Origin of the sequence: Klebsiella sp. X13 (genome assembly GCF_003323835.1) — a bacterium.
GTDB lineage: Bacteria > Pseudomonadota > Gammaproteobacteria > Enterobacterales > Enterobacteriaceae > Klebsiella > Klebsiella ornithinolytica.
On record NZ_CP030874.1, the window covers coordinates 2,566,173 to 2,582,904 of the forward strand.

Annotated in this window: 17 protein-coding genes; 10 read left to right on the plus strand and 7 right to left on the minus strand. The window is 55.2% G+C overall.

Annotated elements, in window-relative coordinates; all coding sequences use genetic code 11:
- Positions 1 to 29: 29 nt before the first annotated feature.
- Positions 30 to 806, plus strand: a complete 777-nt coding sequence (locus DSD31_RS12210) for an arylamine N-acetyltransferase family protein (protein WP_113991071.1) — start codon at positions 30 to 32, stop codon at positions 804 to 806.
- A 1-nt stretch (position 807) separates the two neighbouring features.
- Here the strand turns inward: DSD31_RS12210 and DSD31_RS12215 are convergent, their stop codons facing one another.
- Genes DSD31_RS12215 through DSD31_RS12225 form a run of 3 tightly spaced genes read right to left on the minus strand, consistent with a single transcriptional unit; the run spans position 808 to position 3,541 of the window.
- Entirely contained in the window at positions 808 to 1,257 is a 450-nt protein-coding gene (locus DSD31_RS12215; RefSeq protein ID WP_227538647.1) for a cyclophilin-like fold protein, read from the minus strand.
- Between the two features lie 48 nt (positions 1,258 to 1,305).
- Positions 1,306 to 2,334 carry an alpha/beta hydrolase gene (locus DSD31_RS12220; protein ID WP_032717502.1) on the minus strand — a complete coding sequence of 343 codons (1,029 nt, stop codon included), beginning with the start codon at positions 2,332 to 2,334 and terminating at the stop codon, positions 1,306 to 1,308.
- A gap of 13 nt (positions 2,335 to 2,347) precedes the next feature.
- Complete coding sequence (locus DSD31_RS12225; protein WP_064359299.1) at positions 2,348 to 3,541, minus strand: MFS transporter; 1,194 nt, start codon at positions 3,539 to 3,541, stop codon at positions 2,348 to 2,350.
- A gap of 210 nt (positions 3,542 to 3,751) precedes the next feature.
- Here DSD31_RS12225 and DSD31_RS12230 point away from each other — a divergent pair, with 210 nt between their 5' ends.
- A complete protein-coding gene (locus DSD31_RS12230) occupies positions 3,752 to 4,669 on the plus strand; it encodes a LysR family transcriptional regulator (protein ID WP_004862346.1) in 918 nt (305 codons plus the stop codon).
- 211 nt (positions 4,670 to 4,880) lie between these two features.
- Complete coding sequence (locus DSD31_RS12235; protein WP_004862343.1) at positions 4,881 to 5,141, plus strand: hypothetical protein; 261 nt, start codon at positions 4,881 to 4,883, stop codon at positions 5,139 to 5,141.
- A gap of 155 nt (positions 5,142 to 5,296) precedes the next feature.
- On the opposite strand, the gene ydfZ is transcribed toward DSD31_RS12235, so the two are convergent.
- From ydfZ to ftrA, 4 genes are all read right to left on the minus strand, one after another.
- A complete protein-coding gene (gene ydfZ, locus DSD31_RS12240) occupies positions 5,297 to 5,500 on the minus strand; it encodes a putative selenium delivery protein YdfZ (protein ID WP_004862340.1) in 204 nt (67 codons plus the stop codon).
- Between the two features lie 1,604 nt (positions 5,501 to 7,104).
- Positions 7,105 to 7,200 carry a protein MgtS gene (gene mgtS / locus DSD31_RS12245; protein WP_004102377.1) on the minus strand — a complete coding sequence of 32 codons (96 nt, stop codon included), beginning with the start codon at positions 7,198 to 7,200 and terminating at the stop codon, positions 7,105 to 7,107.
- A gap of 148 nt (positions 7,201 to 7,348) precedes the next feature.
- The gene (locus tag DSD31_RS12250; RefSeq protein WP_004862336.1) at positions 7,349 to 7,564 is read right to left on the minus strand and encodes a DUF4177 domain-containing protein; all 216 of its coding nucleotides are present in this window, start codon (positions 7,562 to 7,564) and stop codon (positions 7,349 to 7,351) included.
- Between the two features lie 53 nt (positions 7,565 to 7,617).
- On the minus strand, positions 7,618 to 8,631 hold the full coding sequence (ftrA, locus tag DSD31_RS12255) for a transcriptional regulator FtrA (RefSeq protein WP_044023522.1): 1,014 nt from the start codon (positions 8,629 to 8,631) through the stop codon (positions 7,618 to 7,620).
- A gap of 68 nt (positions 8,632 to 8,699) precedes the next feature.
- Here ftrA and DSD31_RS12260 point away from each other — a divergent pair, with 68 nt between their 5' ends.
- The 7 genes from DSD31_RS12260 to urtE all read left to right on the plus strand — a co-directional run bounded on the left by DSD31_RS12260 (position 8,700) and on the right by urtE (position 16,115).
- On the plus strand, positions 8,700 to 9,092 hold the full coding sequence (locus tag DSD31_RS12260) for a rhodanese-like domain-containing protein (protein WP_015584265.1): 393 nt from the start codon (positions 8,700 to 8,702) through the stop codon (positions 9,090 to 9,092).
- A gap of 191 nt (positions 9,093 to 9,283) precedes the next feature.
- On the plus strand, positions 9,284 to 10,387 hold the full coding sequence (locus tag DSD31_RS12265) for a cobalamin-independent methionine synthase II family protein (RefSeq protein WP_004862329.1): 1,104 nt from the start codon (positions 9,284 to 9,286) through the stop codon (positions 10,385 to 10,387).
- 175 nt (positions 10,388 to 10,562) lie between these two features.
- A complete protein-coding gene (gene urtA / locus DSD31_RS12270) occupies positions 10,563 to 11,834 on the plus strand; it encodes an urea ABC transporter substrate-binding protein (RefSeq protein WP_004862326.1) in 1,272 nt (423 codons plus the stop codon).
- A 137-nt stretch (positions 11,835 to 11,971) separates the two neighbouring features.
- Positions 11,972 to 13,537: an urea ABC transporter permease subunit UrtB gene (gene urtB, locus DSD31_RS12275; RefSeq protein WP_113991073.1), complete on the plus strand. Its 1,566-nt coding sequence runs from the start codon at positions 11,972 to 11,974 to the stop codon at positions 13,535 to 13,537.
- Complete coding sequence (gene urtC / locus DSD31_RS12280; RefSeq protein ID WP_004862322.1) at positions 13,537 to 14,610, plus strand: urea ABC transporter permease subunit UrtC; 1,074 nt, start codon at positions 13,537 to 13,539, stop codon at positions 14,608 to 14,610. Before urtB ends, urtC begins: the two co-directional genes overlap by 1 nt.
- Positions 14,610 to 15,407 (plus strand): urea ABC transporter ATP-binding protein UrtD, encoded by a 798-nt coding sequence (gene urtD / locus DSD31_RS12285; RefSeq protein WP_004862320.1) that lies wholly within the window; start codon positions 14,610 to 14,612, stop codon positions 15,405 to 15,407. Before urtC ends, urtD begins: the two co-directional genes overlap by 1 nt.
- Positions 15,408 to 15,416: 9 nt before the next feature.
- A complete protein-coding gene (urtE, locus tag DSD31_RS12290; RefSeq protein WP_015584267.1) occupies positions 15,417 to 16,115 on the plus strand; it encodes an urea ABC transporter ATP-binding subunit UrtE in 699 nt (232 codons plus the stop codon).
- Positions 16,116 to 16,732: the final 617 nt, after the last annotated feature.

The following is a 16,732-nucleotide window of genomic DNA, read 5'->3' on the forward strand; positions in this document are numbered from 1 at the left end:
GGGCAACACAAACCAGCCAAGGAAGTCCCATGCACAGCGACAATTTTGATCTTTCCCTCTACTTCCGGCGCATAGGCTATAGCGGGCCTGCGGCTGCCGATACCGCCACGCTACAGGCGCTCATGCGCCACCAGCTCTTTGCGCTCCCCTTTGAGAATCTGGACGTACAGGCAGGTAAAATCGTTTCGATGGAGCCTGATGATATTGCCAACAAATTATTACAGCAGAGCCGGGGCGGCTACTGCTATGAACTCAACGGGCTGTTTACGATGGCGCTGGAGACGCTGGGTATAACCTACCGTTTTGTCGCGGCGCGGCCAATGTTCTATCCCGCGCGCCGGCCTAAAACCCATATGGCGGTCATTGCCGAAGTTGATGGCCGTCAATGGCTGTGCGACCTTGGGTTTGGTAGCTACGGTATCCGCGCGCCGCTGGCCTTAGATGAACTGGATACAGACATCATTCAGGATTTTGATACGTTCCGGCTGAGTCGCGATGCGAGTGGAGACTATCTGCTTCAGGCCAGGGTTGACGGAGACTGGTGCGATCAATACGGTTTTGACCTGTCGCCTCAGGAATGGATTGATTTTGTTCCGGCCAATTACCTTAACTCTACGCACCCCGATGCGGTCTTTGTACAAAAGCTGCTTGTCATCCAGCATCGACCCGAGGGGCGCTATATTCTGCTGGGCAATATGCTTAAGACCATTACTGTAGACAGGGTAGAAAAGCAGTGGCTGACAGAAGACGAAATTGCGCATGCGCTGGAAAACCGTTTCGCGCTTGTGCAGACCGTTCAGGTTTAAGCTATTTCATCATCGAGAAGCTGACTTTAATGTTACCGCGCCCAACGGCATCTTGCAGCTTATTCGCCGCAACGACCTTGCCGATCGGCGTATAGCTGTAGGATGTGCGAAAGGTCTCGTAAAAAAGAACAACAATATGACCACCGTATAACATGAGATCCCCCTGATAGAGGGTTTCAGGGCGGATGGGATTGGGGGGTAAAGGATGGGGTAAGTCAGCGAATTTCTCATTGCCGTTAAGCTCCTGCATCGTCAGCGTTAACGGCAGCTGTTTGATAAACGCCTTCGCTGTCGGATTATCAGCAAGCTCAACGTCGTAACTCTGTTGATGGAGGGTCAATTTCACAATCATCGGCTTCTCCTTACCTGACGGAACAGCACCCCCGGCATAAACGGGAAACACACAATGATTAACCAGGACAAATAACAGCGCTAACGGTTTATTCAACATGGCTCTCCTGTAAATTTTCCGCTCCCTTTATGGGAGCGGCGGGTAGCACTATTTCAGATTGGTTTTAAAGAATGACGTCAGCTTCGCAAAAGGGATCAGATCCGTTCGGTCGTACAGATCGACATGGCCTGCACCAGCAACGATATAGAGCTCTTTCGGTTGAGCTGCGCGCGCATAGGCATCCTCGCTAAACTCTTTTGAATGCGCATTGGCGCCGGTAATAAACAGCATTGGGCGCGGGGCAATGGTTTCAATATCGTTGAATGGATAGAAATTCATAAATTTGCCAATGCTGCTTAACAGCGGTTTGGTGGTCAGCGCCTCTTTCTCGCCCTGCGGGGTATAGCCGCCTCGCGCTGTACGATAGAAATCAAAAAACTCACGCTGTATGGCCGGTGTGGCGTCATCCAGCTTGTTTACGGTCCCCGGAATATATGCCTTCTCTGCACCGTTAAATTCGGCCTGTCGCTGTTCGATGGCCGACTGGATGAAGGACTGACGTTGCTCTGGCGTCTGGGAATGATTCAGGCCATTGCGGAAAGCCGAGCCCATGTCATACATGCTGACAGTGGCAATCGCTTTCATCCTGGGGTCAATTTTGGCCGCGCTGATAACAAAGCTGCCGCTGCCACAAATCCCCAGCACGCCGATATTCTCAGGATCAACGTACGGCTGGCTACTGAGGTAATCAACTGCCGCGCTGAAGTCATCAGAATATATTTCCGGCGAAATCAGATGACCCGGTTTACCTTCACTTTCACCCCAAAAGGAGAGATCGATTGCCAGCGTCACAAAGCCCCGATCCGCCAGTTTTTGCGCATACAGATTCGAGCTTTGCTCTTTTACCGCCCCCATCGGATGTCCGACAATAATTGCCGGATTTTTGACATTCTGATCCAGCGTTTTCGGAATAAATAAATTGCCTACAACGCTCATCTGGTACTGGTTTTTAAACGTCACCTTTTGCTGGATAACCTTATCGCTTTTATAAAAGTTGTCGGCGCCTTTTGACATATCCGCCGCAGAGGCGGCAAACGAGCTGATTAACAGCCCCAGCGCCAGCGTCATATTTTTCATGGAGTTTTATCCTCTATTGTGAGTGGTGTGTTTTACGTGATGTCAGAATGGTTAACCCCGCAGCGACAATCAGCAGCCCGCTACTCAGCGCAAAAGTGCTCTGCCAGCCGGTGTGATCAAACGCCAGGCCGCCAAGCGTGGAACCCAGGGCGATAGAAAGCTGGATCGCCGCGACCATCAGGCCGCCGCCGGCTTCGGCATCATCAGGCAGCGTACGCGCGACCCAGGCCCACCATCCGGTCGGTGCAGCTGTCGCCATCAGTCCCCAGAACCCCAGTAGCGGCACGACAAACCAGAGGTGTTGGCCCGTGAGTATGAGCGTCACGGCGACGACAGCCATGAGTGAAGAGATGGCTGCAAGCGTTGAATAAAGGCCCCGCTTTAAAAAATGACTGATCACCAGCGTGCCAATAAAACCCGCTATCCCGATGGTCAGCAAAATGAGCGATAAGGCGCTGATATCCACCCGGGTGACGGTTTCAAGAAACGGCCGTACGTAGGTGAATAACGAGAACTGCCCCATAAAGAACAGCCCGCAGGCTAGCAGGCCAACGGCAACAACGGGACGGGAGAGCAGATGAAAAGCAGAACGCCCGGGCTGCCTGTTGTTGTCGGGGGCCATCGCGGGGAGGCTGAAGCACTGCCAGATGAAGGCGGCGATCGCTACCGGAACAAGGCAGAGGAACGCTCCGCGCCAGCCCATTACGGCGCCGAGATAACTGCCGAGCGGTGCCGCGATAACGGTTGCCAGGGCATTACCGCCATTGAAAATAGCTAATGCGTGAGGGACCCGGCGCCGTGGCACCAGACGCAGCGCAGTGGCGGCAGACATCGACCAGAAGCCACCGATCGCAATGCCAATCAGGGCGCGACCCGTCATATAAATCAGGTAGCTGGGGGACAGGGCGACCATAGTTGCCGATAAAGCCATTAATGCCGTCATGCCCAGCAGCAGATATTTACGATTCAGATTCCCGGCAAGAGTCGAAAGAGACAGGCTGGTCAACACCGCCAGCGCCCCGGAAATGGCGATCCCCTGTCCAGCCAGCCCTTCACTCACCCTGAGGTCGGCCGCGATGGGCGTCAGCAGGCTGACAGGCATAAATTCTGAGGCGATAAGCACAAAGACGCAGAGCGTCATCGCCAGCACACCGCTCCAGTATGCGCGCTCCTGGTGATATGAATTTTCATGACTGAGTGTGGACATAAACGGCTACCTCTGAATATCGACCCGGCTGAATTCAGGCAAGCCGGGGCCGGACGCTATTCACGGGAATAACGACAAAAAACGCACGCATAAACATGCTGTTGACGCTTATCAATTACTGAAAGTTTTACATGACTGGTGTAGCCTGACTAGCTAATGAATACTTAATAGGCTTATAAGCCTGAGTTATTAATCGGGAGTGTCAGCCGAATGAAACGCAACCTGAATGACCTTCTTTATTTTGTCACTGTTGCCCGTGAAGGGAGTTTTACCCGAGCGGCGGCGCATCTTGGTGTGACGCAACCCGCTCTCAGTCAGGCGATTTCAGCCCTGGAAGAGCGCATGCAAATTCGTCTCCTTACCCGAACCACCCGCAGCGTGTCGCCCACCGCAGCCGGAGAGCGGCTGCTGCAGGCCATCGGCAATCGTTTTGATGAAATTGAAGCTGAACTGGATATGCTCACGGAACTGCGTGACAAACCTGCCGGTACGGTACGAATTACCTGCGGGCCGGATGTGTTACGTACCACCTTATTACCCAAACTGACGCCGCTTCTGCGTGAATACCCGGATATTCATATTGAGTTCGATGCTAATCACGGTTTCCGCGATATTGTTGCCGACCGCTTTGATGCTGGAGTGCGTCTGGGCGACACCATTGATAAAGATATGATTGCGATACCGATTGGCCCGGAATTACGCATGGCGGCCGTGGCTTCGCCGGAGTATTTTTCACGCTACCCGATTCCGCAAACTCCGCATGAACTGACGCAACACTGCTGTATAAACCAGAGAATGGTCAAATCCGGGGGGCTGTACGTCTGGGATTTTGATCAGGAAGGTGGTGATTTGAACGTTCGGGTGAACGGGCAGGTGACGTTCAACACTTCAGAGCATATTGTCACCGCCGCACTGGCTGGATTAGGCATCGCTTTTTTACCTGAGCAAGAGTTTGGCGCACATATTGAAGAAGGTCGGCTGATTCGGGTGCTGGAAACCTGGTGCCAGCCTTTCCCTGGCTACTATCTGTATTACCCCAGCCGGAAGCAAGTTTCTCCCGCATTTTCGCGGGTGATCGATGCTCTGCGCGTTTACCGTCGGCGCCAGCCCGTAGACAAGAACCGGTAATTCTGTTTCCTCATGCCCGGACGGCTTCTGGTATGAATACCTGAAGCCGTCATGCTACAGGGGGATGCCTGGGCGGCTGTAGAGTGACGCTCTTTCGGTCTGTCTCTCCGATCTATTTAGATATCTCTGGTAAACGATGTTTGCCTGAAATATGCCAGACGCGGGTGGTTGCTTAAACTATAATCCCCGGCATTTATTGTGGGGGAACTGAATGAAAAGTATGACAGCAGTATTGAGTATTGTGCTCGCAGGAACGTTATCAGGGTGCGCAGCAGTCCAATATAACGATGGTGAAAAGGTCAGCATTCAGGCTGATGCGTGGTACGGTCTCGATAGTTTGCATTCTACGGCCGTTAAAGCCTGTCAGCAGTATGGCAAATCAAAAGCAGTATATGTCCATAGCGCAAATATGAACCCGAATTTGCCGAAGGGCAGCGGGGTACAAAATACCATCTGGAAATGTGAGCCATGATGAGGCCGGGTTGCTGAATCTGTGCCAGACAGAAGGGGATATTCGGCGCGTAAGGCAGGGAATAAGAATGCCGTTCCGGTACGGTTTGCTGAATATCGGCTATGCAGTAGTTTGCCAGATATTTAGTCGCCAGTGCCGCAGCGGCATTGCCGTCTTTAGTGTAGGCCAAGACGGATCAGTTCAACGGGTTCGAACTTACCTTCATTCCCTTCAACTTCAACGGTTTTGCTGCGACGTAATTGGGCGGGGGTGAGTCCACTGGCGTGGATAGCAACAATTTTACCCGTTTTACCTGTCCCATTAATCATCACCTGGCTTCCGTTGGTAATAGGATTGCGGTTACGATCGTAAGTGACCATGGGTATTTCTCCTTTTTTCTCTGTGCATCAAAAAAAACCGTATTGCGTACAAGGCCGGGCCCTGGCAACGGACGTAATATAAATACGCCTTTGCGCCTGTCATGTTTTGAGTTTGATCAATGTCACACTTTTTAGCCGTTAAGAGGCGACTCCTCTCCGGGTGAGCGGTATTTTAATAGTTAAAGAACGCATAACACTTACTTTTTTATAAATAAACATAATATCAGCGTGTCGCTTTTTATCTGTTGATAGCGATAAACGCGAATATTCTGTTGAACTAATAATCGATACCGCCCTGGGTAATTTCCCGGATAAACCCATGGACCTTCTGCAGGTTATTCGTCCCATCCCTGGGACTCACCCCTTCGGGGCCGACGTCAACGTCGTTCAAAAACGCTCCGGGCTTTTTTGTCCATGCTGGCGGCCCCGGCTCAGCGATTTTCAGCCGCGCCAGCCCCCTGCGGCATGTCCCGTTATTCCATGCTGACCATTCCGCCGCTGAAAAACCTTCAGCAAGGATATTGCAGCGTGACGGCCACGGAAGGGCCGCGCAATGCCGGGGGCAGCCGACCTTAAACGATCGGCATTAATCTGCGGGTGGCTTGATTAACAGCTGTAACAAAATGGCTTTCCCACCTTAGCGAAGATCTGGCCCGTGAAAGTGTCCACCACCAGGACCACCGCCGGGTCCGCCTCCGTGGCCTCCCGGCGGAAGGATGCATCCGGAAAGAGACATGGCTCCACAGAGCACAAAAATGACAAGGATAATTTTTTTCATAATAAACTCCTGAACTGGCGAGCCTCAATTCCAAACCAAAAATGTGATTATTTTATGGAGAATCAATAATTCCCCTTCGCGACACACCTTAATTAGGAATATTCCATGAGGAAGCCTGGCCGCGAGGTCATCAAAGCGATGTGTTGACCTGAGTGATATTTCTGCTGATTCACCGAAGGGGTGTCCAACACCGCTATTCTTCTGTTGAGAATCGACAATTGGCACTATCGCGGGGCATGAGACCTGGAAGACTAGCTCTCACGCTGTGCCTGAGGTCGGTAGGACGGCAGAGCTTCCGCGAAGGGCGGCGATAATCCTCCCCACATCGTACCGAAGTACGGCATAGCGCCAGGCACCGTGTCCGAACCGAGTCGTTATGACGAAAAAATGTGGGATCTTACCGCCAGCAGAGAGAGAGCATTGTCAATGCAGGAAAGTTTTCGAAATTCGGTGGCGGGAGCGGTAGTGCGTGGTCATGCACGATGCCATTACGCCATCGAACGACATGCATTTATCTTGAATAATCCGTGAGGAGGGTCTGTTTAAAAATACGCCGGCTAGTAATGTGAGCAAAAAAGCTAGCAACGGAATAGCTATATGGGTTTTCACTGGCAAGGAATCCGATATCGCGAATAATGCTGAATAATCTACACCCTCAGTATGAAGGTAAAGTGACGATCCTCGTTGCCATCAGGGGGCCGGGTACGGCGGAAGGAATGAATTTCTCACAATGAAGCTAATACTATGTTCGGAAAGCTAAAAACAGAAAGCCCCCTGGTGCAGTCAGCAACAGGGGGCGGTTACGGGTGGGGATTATCGTCGTTCATCAGTCATCCCATTTGTGGCTTAGATACGCGGCAAGAAAACCAAAGAACAGAATTGTTCCCAGTACTGCCATAAATACATGCATATTTCCCAGCATGATTAACCTCCATCATTGATTAGTGTGCGCTAAGTAGTCCTTATTGAACGTGGTGTACGGTTGTTGCATAAAGAATAACCTGGTCAACCTAAACAAATAATTAACCAGGAAAACTTTTTCGCCGTGAAATAAATAGTGCGGTGAGTGATTAGAGCGGTCGTTCAAGGACGAACAGATAGGCCTCGCGCGACCAGAACAGTCCGGTTCTGCGGCGCTCCACGGACATCGTTTTGACTTCCCAGCCCTGCAGGGTGAACTCATTGAGAAAACGGCTCATTTTCTCCGGGTCAGCTTTCGCTTCACCAAAAAACATGCTCCCCAGAATCCCCTCTTTGTACAGAACGACTCGACACTCTTTTTTCATCTGACAGGCTCCTTGCGTAATGACAGCAAACTGAAAGCCATTGTGACCGCCTGTTACGATTTTACAACCGCGGCGGCAGAAAACTTCTTCCGGTAGGCAGATGGGCTGATGGCGAACTGCTGGCGAAAATGGTGGCGCAGGGTGCCGGCATCGGCGAAACCGCTGAGTTCGGCGATTTTATCGATACTGATGCGGCTATGGGTCAGATGCTGCTGCGCGCGCTGCAACCGCTCATCCAGCAGCCAGCGGGCAGGGGTCTTACCGGTCGCCGCCTGAAAACGGCGCAAAAACGTACGAGGACTCATCCCCGCCTGTTGCGCCAGCGACGCCACGGTATGGCTGGCGGCAAGATGCTGATGCAGATAATCAAACACCAGCCCCAGGCGCTGACTTTCCCGCGCCTGGGCCACGGGCCGGACGACCTGCTGCGCCTGCGCGCCGTCGCGATGCGGAGAGACAACCAGTCGCCTGGCCACGGTATTGGCGGCTTCAATCCCAAAATCCTCACGCACAAGGTGCAGGCACAGGTCGATGCCGGCGGCGCTGCCCGCGGAGGTCATAATGCCGTCAGAACCCACGTACAACACATCGGCGACGACATCAATCAGCGGGTAGCGCTGGCGCAGATTTTCCGTGTATCGCCAGTGCGTTGTCGCTTTGCGGCCATTGAGTAACCCGGCGGCCGCGAGAACAAATACGCCGGAGCAGATTGAGATAATCCGGCAGCCTCGCGCATGGGCGGCGGCTAAGGCATCACCCAGCGCCGCCGGGATCGGCGCATCGATCCCGCGCCAGCCGGGCACCACGATAGTCTGCGCATCCTGAAGCAAATTCATGCCGCCGTCGGTCATCAGCCGGATACCGCCGGTAGCACGTAGCTCACCGTCATCGACGGCGGCGACCGCGAACTGGTACCAGCGTTCGCCCATCTCCGGGCGGGGAAGACCAAAGATCTCCACCGCGATACCAAACTCAAAGGTGCACAGGCCATCATAGGCCAGCACAACGACCCGATGGCGTGACAACGTCACGGGATGGTTTGTCAGGATTTCAACGTTTTCTGTCATGGTTGCCGGCAGAGGATAAGTGGGCGGATTCATTAAATTAGTGGTACCACAGACAAGGAGAATACGCCATGAGTGTTGTAACTGCTTTTGCCCCAGCCACCTCCAGCGAGGCTGCCGCCTGGTTCCGGCATAAACTGAGTTTTGAAACCGACTGCGCGGATGTCTACAGCGCGATGCGCGACGGGGCCTGCGATTTTGTGCTGCTGCACGTTGTCGGCAGTCCGGAGGCCTTTGCCCGACGGCATCTGCCCGGGGCGCTGCATTTACCGCATCGCCTGATCGATGCCTCCCGAATGAGCGAATGGCCAGCTGAGACGCTGTTCGTCGTCTATTGCGCCGGCCCACACTGCAACGGTGCGGATATTGCCGCTCTCAGGCTGGCTGAACTGGGGCGTCCGGTCAAAATGATGCTCGGCGGCCTCACCGGCTGGCAGGACGAGGGGCTGCCTTTCGCCGACTAACTCACCGCGGCCGGTTTCCTGCGGGGAGCAGGCCGCACAATGAATTTATTTCATGACCGATGAAATTTTCTCGTTTGCCGCTGACGGCAGTGCATGACAGTATCTGGACATATAGCCATCCAGAAGTCTAAAATTCAAATGATGAACTATCACGGCAGGCAACTAATTGTGCTTACCGCTAAGGAGACACCATGCAACGTCAACAGGCCCCGTTCCGCGCGGATATCGTCGGCAGTTTTTTACGTCCAGAGGCAATAAAAGTCGCGCGTCAGCAGCTTGCCGAAGGCGCCATAGATGCACAACAGCTGCGCCAGATTGAAAATGATGCTATCCGCCAGCTGGTCAGGCAGCAGTGTGACTGCGGGCTGCACGTGGTGACCGACGGGGAATTTCGCCGCGCGTGGTGGCACTTCGATTTCTTCGATGGCTTAGAAGGCGTTGAACGCTACGACTCCGACAAAGGGATCCAGTTTAACGGCGTGCAGACCCGGGCACACGGCGTTCGCGTCATTGGCAAACTGGCGTTTGGCGATCATCCGATGCTGGAAGATTTTCGCTATCTGAAAAGCGTCAGCGGCGAAGCACAGCCGAAGATGACCATTCCAAGCCCGAGCGTGCTCCATTTCCGCGGCGGGCGTAAAGATATCGATGCCACGGTTTATCCGGATCTCGCCGACTATTTTGACGATCTGGCGACGACCTGGCGCGATGCCATCCGCGCCTTCTATGATGCCGGCTGCCGCTATCTGCAGCTCGATGATACCGTCTGGGCCTATCTGTGTTCCGATGAGCAGCGCCAGCAGGTGCGCGATCGCGGCGACGATCCCGACGAGCTGGCAAAAACGTATGCCCGGGTGCTGAATAAGGCTCTGGAAGGCAAACCGGACGATTTGACCATCGGCCTGCACGTTTGTCGCGGGAACTTCCGTTCCACCTGGATCTCGGAAGGCGGTTATGAGCCGGTTGCCGAGGTGCTGTTTGGCGGCGTCAACGTCGATGCGTTCTTCCTTGAGTATGATAATGACCGCTCCGGCGATTTCGCCCCGCTGCGCTTTATCCGTCCGGGCAAGCAGCAGGTCGTGCTGGGATTAATCACCACCAAAAACGGCGAGCTGGAAAACCCGGAGGGAGTGAAGGCCCGTCTGCAGGAGGCCGCGCAGTATGTTGCGCTGCAGCAGATTTGCCTCAGCCCGCAGTGTGGCTTCGCCTCGACCGAAGAGGGGAATGCGCTGACGGAATCCCAACAGTGGGATAAAGTCCGCCTGGTCACCGGGATCGCCGCTCAGGTCTGGTAACCGCTCTTCATAGCGCAGCGTTGCACCGTTTTGAGGCAACGCTGCCTGTCTGTTTCTCTCCTGCCGCGCCGTCGCGCGCTTTCCCGCCGTCAGACAACCTGGCACCGTTTTTGCCTTATCACTTCCGGATAGTCGTTCATTCATTTTTCGTTTTTGCGATTTTCAGGAGTGAATCATGCAGCGTCGAACATTATTAAAAGCTTTTGCCCTCTCCGCCTCTACCGTTCTCATGGGCTACTCTTTCCAGGTTTATGCCGCCGACACCATTAAAGTCGGGATTATGCATTCACTCTCCGGGACCATGGCGATTTCCGAAACACCGTTGAAAGACGTGGCGCTGATGGCAATTGACGACATCAATGCCAAAGGCGGGGTGCTGGGGAAAAAGCTCGAGCCGGTGGTTGTGGATCCCGCCTCAAACTGGCCGCTGTTTGCGGAGAAAGCCCGTCAGCTGCTAACCCAGGACAAAGTGGCGGCGGTCTTTGGCTGCTGGACATCGGTCTCGCGAAAATCGGTGCTGCCGGTTTTTGAAGAGCTGAACGGCCTGCTGTTCTATCCGGTACAGTACGAAGGCGAAGAGATGTCGCCAAACGTCTTCTATACCGGCGCGGCGCCGAATCAGCAGGCGATTCCGGCGGTGGAATACCTGCTGAGTGAAGATGGCGGCGGGGCGAAACGCTTCTTCCTGCTGGGCACCGATTACGTCTATCCGCGTACCACCAACAAAATTCTGCGCGCATTCCTGCATGCGAAAGGGATCCAGGATAAGGACATCGAAGAGGTCTATACCCCGTTCGGTTACAGCGATTACCAGACCATCGTTGCCAACATTAAGAAATTCTCCGCCGGCGGCAAAACGGCGGTGGTTTCTACCATCAACGGCGATTCCAACGTCCCGTTTTATAAAGAGCTGGCAAACCAGGGGCTGAAAGCGACCGATGTGCCGGTGGTGGCCTTCTCGGTCGGTGAAGAGGAGCTGCGCGGTATTGATACCAAACCGCTGGTGGGGAACCTGGCGGCGTGGAATTACTTTGAGTCCGTCGATAACCCGACCAACAAACAGTTTGTGGCGGATTACCGTGCCTATGCCAAAGCCCACAAGCTGCCAAACGCCGATACCGTGGTGACTAACGACCCGATGGAAGCCACCTGGGTTGGGCTGCACATGTGGGCCCAGGCGGTAACCAAAGCGGGAACCACCGATGTCGATAAGGTGCGGGCAGCGATGGCCGGCCAGACCTTCAACGCGCCATCAGGCTTTACTCTGACTATGGACGCGACCAATCACCATCTGCACAAACCGGTGATGATTGGCGAAATCGAAAGCAACGGGCAGTTCAACGTCGTCTGGCAGACCGATAAGCCGGTACGCGCCCAGCCGTGGAGCCCGTGGATCGCCGGCAACGATAAGAAACCCGATCATCCGATAAAAACTGCCGCTAATTAAGCGCCTCTTTCCCGGGCGCGAACGCCTTGCCCGGGCGACATAAATATCCCCGGCAAGCGCCAGCGCTGCCGGGGCTATCCCGGAATCCCGCGCGACCCTCGTTAGCGTTAACGGGGAAATGACACAAGGAGATACTCATGAGCACATGGCGCATAGTGGGGTATTACCTCGCGCTACTGGTGATGATCGTGCCGTGGCGGGCGCAGGCAGCGGATGCGGATGATTTTGTGACGGCCAACCGTACCCAGCAGGCGCGCCTGCTGGAACAGTGGGCCGCCGCGCCCGATGCCCGGCGGCTGCCGCTGCTGCGGGCGCTGAAAGCGGAAACCCTGGTGGCTGATGACAGTGGCCACGCCTTCAGCCAGCAACAGGCGCTGGGGGCAGCGCGCACTCCGCAAGGGGCGACAAAACCGGTTCGCCTCACCAACCGCCTGCGTAACCTGGTCGCCGGGGCGTTGGCCACCCATTTGCTTGTCAGTGACAGTGTCACGGAGAGGGCGGCAGCCGTCAAAACGCTACAGCGGGAGGCGACGCCGGAAATGACGGGGCTGCTGCAACAACGTCTGGCGGTTGAAACCGATGAGGGGGTTAAAACGCAGCTGAACATTGCGCTGGCCCGCCTGCAGCTTGCCAGCCCGGACAGCGCCAGACGGCTGGCCGCCGTTGAACAGCTCGGTCACGCCGTGGATCCGGAGACCCAGGCGCTGCTGATTCCCTATACCGATCTTCAACATGAGCCTGATGCCCGCGTGCGCGATGCGGCGGCAAACAGCCTGAGCCAGATTAAACAGCGTCTGCTGCTCGGCGATATTCTCGGCCAGGCATTCATGGGGCTATCGCTGGGGTCGGTGCTGCTGCTGGCAGCGCTGGGGCTGGCCATCACCTACGGGTTGCTGGGCGTCATCAATATGGCGCATGGCGAGATGCTGATGATCGGCGCCTACAGCTGTTGGCTGGTGCAGCAAGCGCTGGCACAGCTGGCGCCGCAGTGGCTGGCGTTCTATCCGCTGGTCGCGCTGCCGGTCGCTTTCCTGATAACCGGCGGCATCGGTATGGCGCTGGAACGCACTATCATTCGTCATCTCTACGGCCGGCCGCTGGAGACGCTGCTGGCCACCTGGGGGATTAGCCTGATGCTGATCCAGCTGGTGCGCATGCTGTTCGGCGCCCAGAACCTGGAAGTGGCAAACCCGGCCTGGCTCTCCGGCGGCTTGCAGGTTCTGCCGAACCTGATCCTGCCGTGGAACCGCCTGGCGGTGCTCGGCTTTGTGCTGCTGGTGCTGTTCTTCACCTGGTTAATTCTCAATAAAACCCGCTTAGGCATGAACGTGCGGGCGGTGACCCAAAACCGGGCGATGGCCGCCTGTTGCGGCGTGCCAACCGGGCGAGTGGATATGCTGGCATTTGGTCTCGGTTCGGGTATCGCCGGTCTGGGTGGTGTGGCGCTGTCGCAGCTGGGAAATGTCGGCCCGGAACTGGGCCAGGGCTATATCATCGACTCCTTCCTGGTGGTGGTGCTCGGCGGCGTCGGCCAGCTGGCGGGGAGCGTAGTGGCTGCCTTTGGCCTCGGCATCTTCAACAAAATCCTCGAACCTCAGCTCGGGGCAGTGTTGGGCAAGATCCTGATCCTGGTGCTGATCATCCTGTTTATTCAGAAGCGTCCGCAGGGTCTGTTTGCCTTAAAAGGGAGGGTTATTGACTGATGAGCCAACCAATTAGCTTAACATTAGCGCGTAAGGCGCCGCGATCGCTGCAATGGCTTGGTGTACTCCTGGTGCTGGGGTTGCTGAGCATGCCGTTTCTGGCGCTGCTGCCGCAGTCACATCCGCTGGCGGTCTCCACCTGGCTGCTGACCCTCAGCGGTAAAATTCTCTGTTACGCGATTGTCGCCGTAGCGCTGGATCTGGTCTGGGGTTACGCCGGTATGCTGTCGCTGGGCCACGGCATCTTTTTCGCCCTCGGCGGCTATGCGATGGGGATGTATCTGATGCGCCAGGCGGCGGGCGATGGTCTGCCGGCATTCATGTCTTTTCTGTCATGGAGCGAGCTGCCGTGGTTCTGGTGGGGAACCCAGCATTTTGCCTGGGCGATGCTGCTGGTGGTGCTGGTTCCGGGCGTACTGGCCCTGGTCTTCGGCTGGTTTGCTTTCCGCTCTAAAATCAAAGGTGTCTACTTCTCGATCATGACCCAGGCGTTGACCTACGCCGGCATGCTGCTCTTTTTCCGTAACGAAACCGGTTTTGGCGGCAACAACGGTTTTACCGGATTCACCACGCTGCTTGGCTATTCCGTTACCGCGACCACCACGCGGGCCGCGCTATTTATGGTCACGGTTTTACTGCTGCTGCTGACGTTAGGGATCGGCTATCTGCTGGCGCAGAGTAAATTCGGCCGTGTCCTGACGGCGGTGCGTGATGCGGAAAACCGGCTGATGTTCTGCGGATACGATCCGCGCGGCTTTAAGCTGCTGGTGTGGACGCTGTCGGCGGTGCTGTGTGGCCTCGCGGGGGCGCTGTACGTGCCTCAGGTGGGCATTATTAACCCCAGCGAAATGTCGCCAACCAACTCCATTGAAGCGGCTATTTGGGTGGCGCTTGGCGGTCGCGGCACCTTAATTGGCCCGGTGCTTGGCGCCGGGCTGGTGAACGGAGCGAAGAGCCTGTTCACCGTCACTATGCCGGAGTACTGGCAGCTGTTCCTTGGTCTGATTTTTATCATCGTGACCCTGTTTCTACCTCGCGGGGTTATTGGCCTGCTGCGCAAAGGAGACCGCTAATGCAACCGGATGAAGGCCTGTTTACCCGCCAGCAGCCCACGGACCGCTTTCGCGAGCAGACCGACCCGGTGCTCGAGCTGGAGAACATCAACGTCACTTTTGATGGTTTCCAGGCGCTGACGGATCTCTCATTGCAGATTGGCGTGGGCGAGCTGCGCTGTATTATCGGGCCGAACGGCGCCGGGAAAACGACGCTGATGGATGTCATTACCGGCAAAACCCGGCCGCAGAGCGGCAGGGCGCGGTATGACCAGTCGATCGATCTGCTCGGGCTTGATCCTATCGCTATCGCCCGCCAGGGGATCGGCCGCAAGTTTCAGAAACCGACGGTGTTTGAGGCGCTGACCGTCGCCGAAAATCTTGAGCTGGCGTTGAAAGGCGATAAGTCGGTCTGGGCCAGCCTGCGGGCGCGGCTGAACGGCGAGCAGGAGGACCGCATCAGCGACATTCTGCGCCTGCTGCGTCTTGATGGCGAACGCGCGCGCCCGGCGGGGCTGCTTTCTCACGGGCAAAAACAGTTTCTCGAGATCGGCATGCTGCTGGTTCAGGAGCCGCATCTGTTGCTGCTGGATGAGCCCGCTGCCGGGATGACCGATGCTGAAACCGAGTATACCGCCGAGCTGTTCCGCACCCTGGCCGGGCAACATTCCCTGATGGTGGTGGAGCACGATATGGGGTTCGTCGAAACCATCGCTGATCGGGTCACGGTGCTGCATCAGGGCCAGGTACTGGCAGAGGGCTCGCTCCGCGAGGTACAGGCGAATGAGCAGGTGATTGAGGTGTATCTCGGCCGTTAAGGAGAGCGAATGTTACAGGTTAATCAGTTACATCAATACTATGGCGGCAGCCACATTCTGCGCGGGGTCGATTTTGAGGCCCGGCAAGGCGAGGTCACCTGTCTGTTGGGGCGCAATGGCGTGGGTAAAACCACCTTACTGAAGTGCCTGATGGGGCTGATCCCGGCGCGCAGCGGCGAAGTCATCTGGCAGGAGAAAATCATCACCCAGCGTAAACCGCACCAGCGGGTGCAGGCCGGTATTGCCTATGTGCCGCAGGGTCGTGAAATATTTCCTCGCCTGACGGTTGAAGAGAATCTGCTGATGGGGCTGTCGCGGTTTCCGGCCAGCGAGGCCGGGCAGGTACCGGAGGAGATTTATCAGCTGTTTCCGGTGCTGAAAACCATGAAACAGCGGCGCGGCGGCGATCTCTCCGGCGGTCAGCAGCAGCAGCTGGCTATCGGTCGCGCGCTGGCCAGCCGGCCGCAATTGCTGATTCTGGATGAGCCGACGGAAGGTATTCAGCCGTCGGTCATCAAAGAGATTGGCGAAGTGATCCGCCAGCTGGCGAACCGTGGCGATATGGCCATTCTGCTGGTCGAGCAGTTTTATGACTTTGCCGCGGCGCTGGCCGATCGCTATCTGGTGATGTCGCGGGGAACGATTATTCAACAGGGGAACGGCGCGGCGATGGAAGCGGAAGGGGTGCGCGGCATGGTGACGATTTAACACGCGGACTTTTTTAAGGGCTTTGCCGCCTTGAGGCAAGGCCTGTTTACCGTTAACAGGCCCCGTCCCATACGAACAGACGTCTGTTCGCCTTTTATTCTGCAATAAGAATAAAATCCAGCATATTTCATTCCCAGCCGTTAAGTCTGTTTATCTATTCGCTATCTATATGATGGCTCCGTTGATGACGGCGCTGCTATTGCTCAGCGTATGTGGTTAATTGCCTGGTTCTGGACGCTAATTGTTTTGTATAAATTCAGACGCTTTTCTTGTTTTAATTATTTGTTATTTATATGTGTTTCCGATATCGATATTCGCCATATATTGTAAGAGATAAAACACTTCTTAATTTGCTCAGGAACTGTTTAATCTGCGAATTTAATGACGAAACCAGAGCTTAATACTAAATGTTGATTTTTATCGAATGTAATGGTTGTTGAGTTGTTTTTTTATTATGAAATCATCTGCTAAAAATAAACTCTGCCTGCTGCCCCATTACGGTAAGAAATACCGTCGCATAATTCCTGATTTATAAGCAATTAGTCCATTTTTCTGAGGCTGTTTTTTCTACAAATGATCGGTAAAAACGATCGTTATATGTTAAATGATAGCTTTTG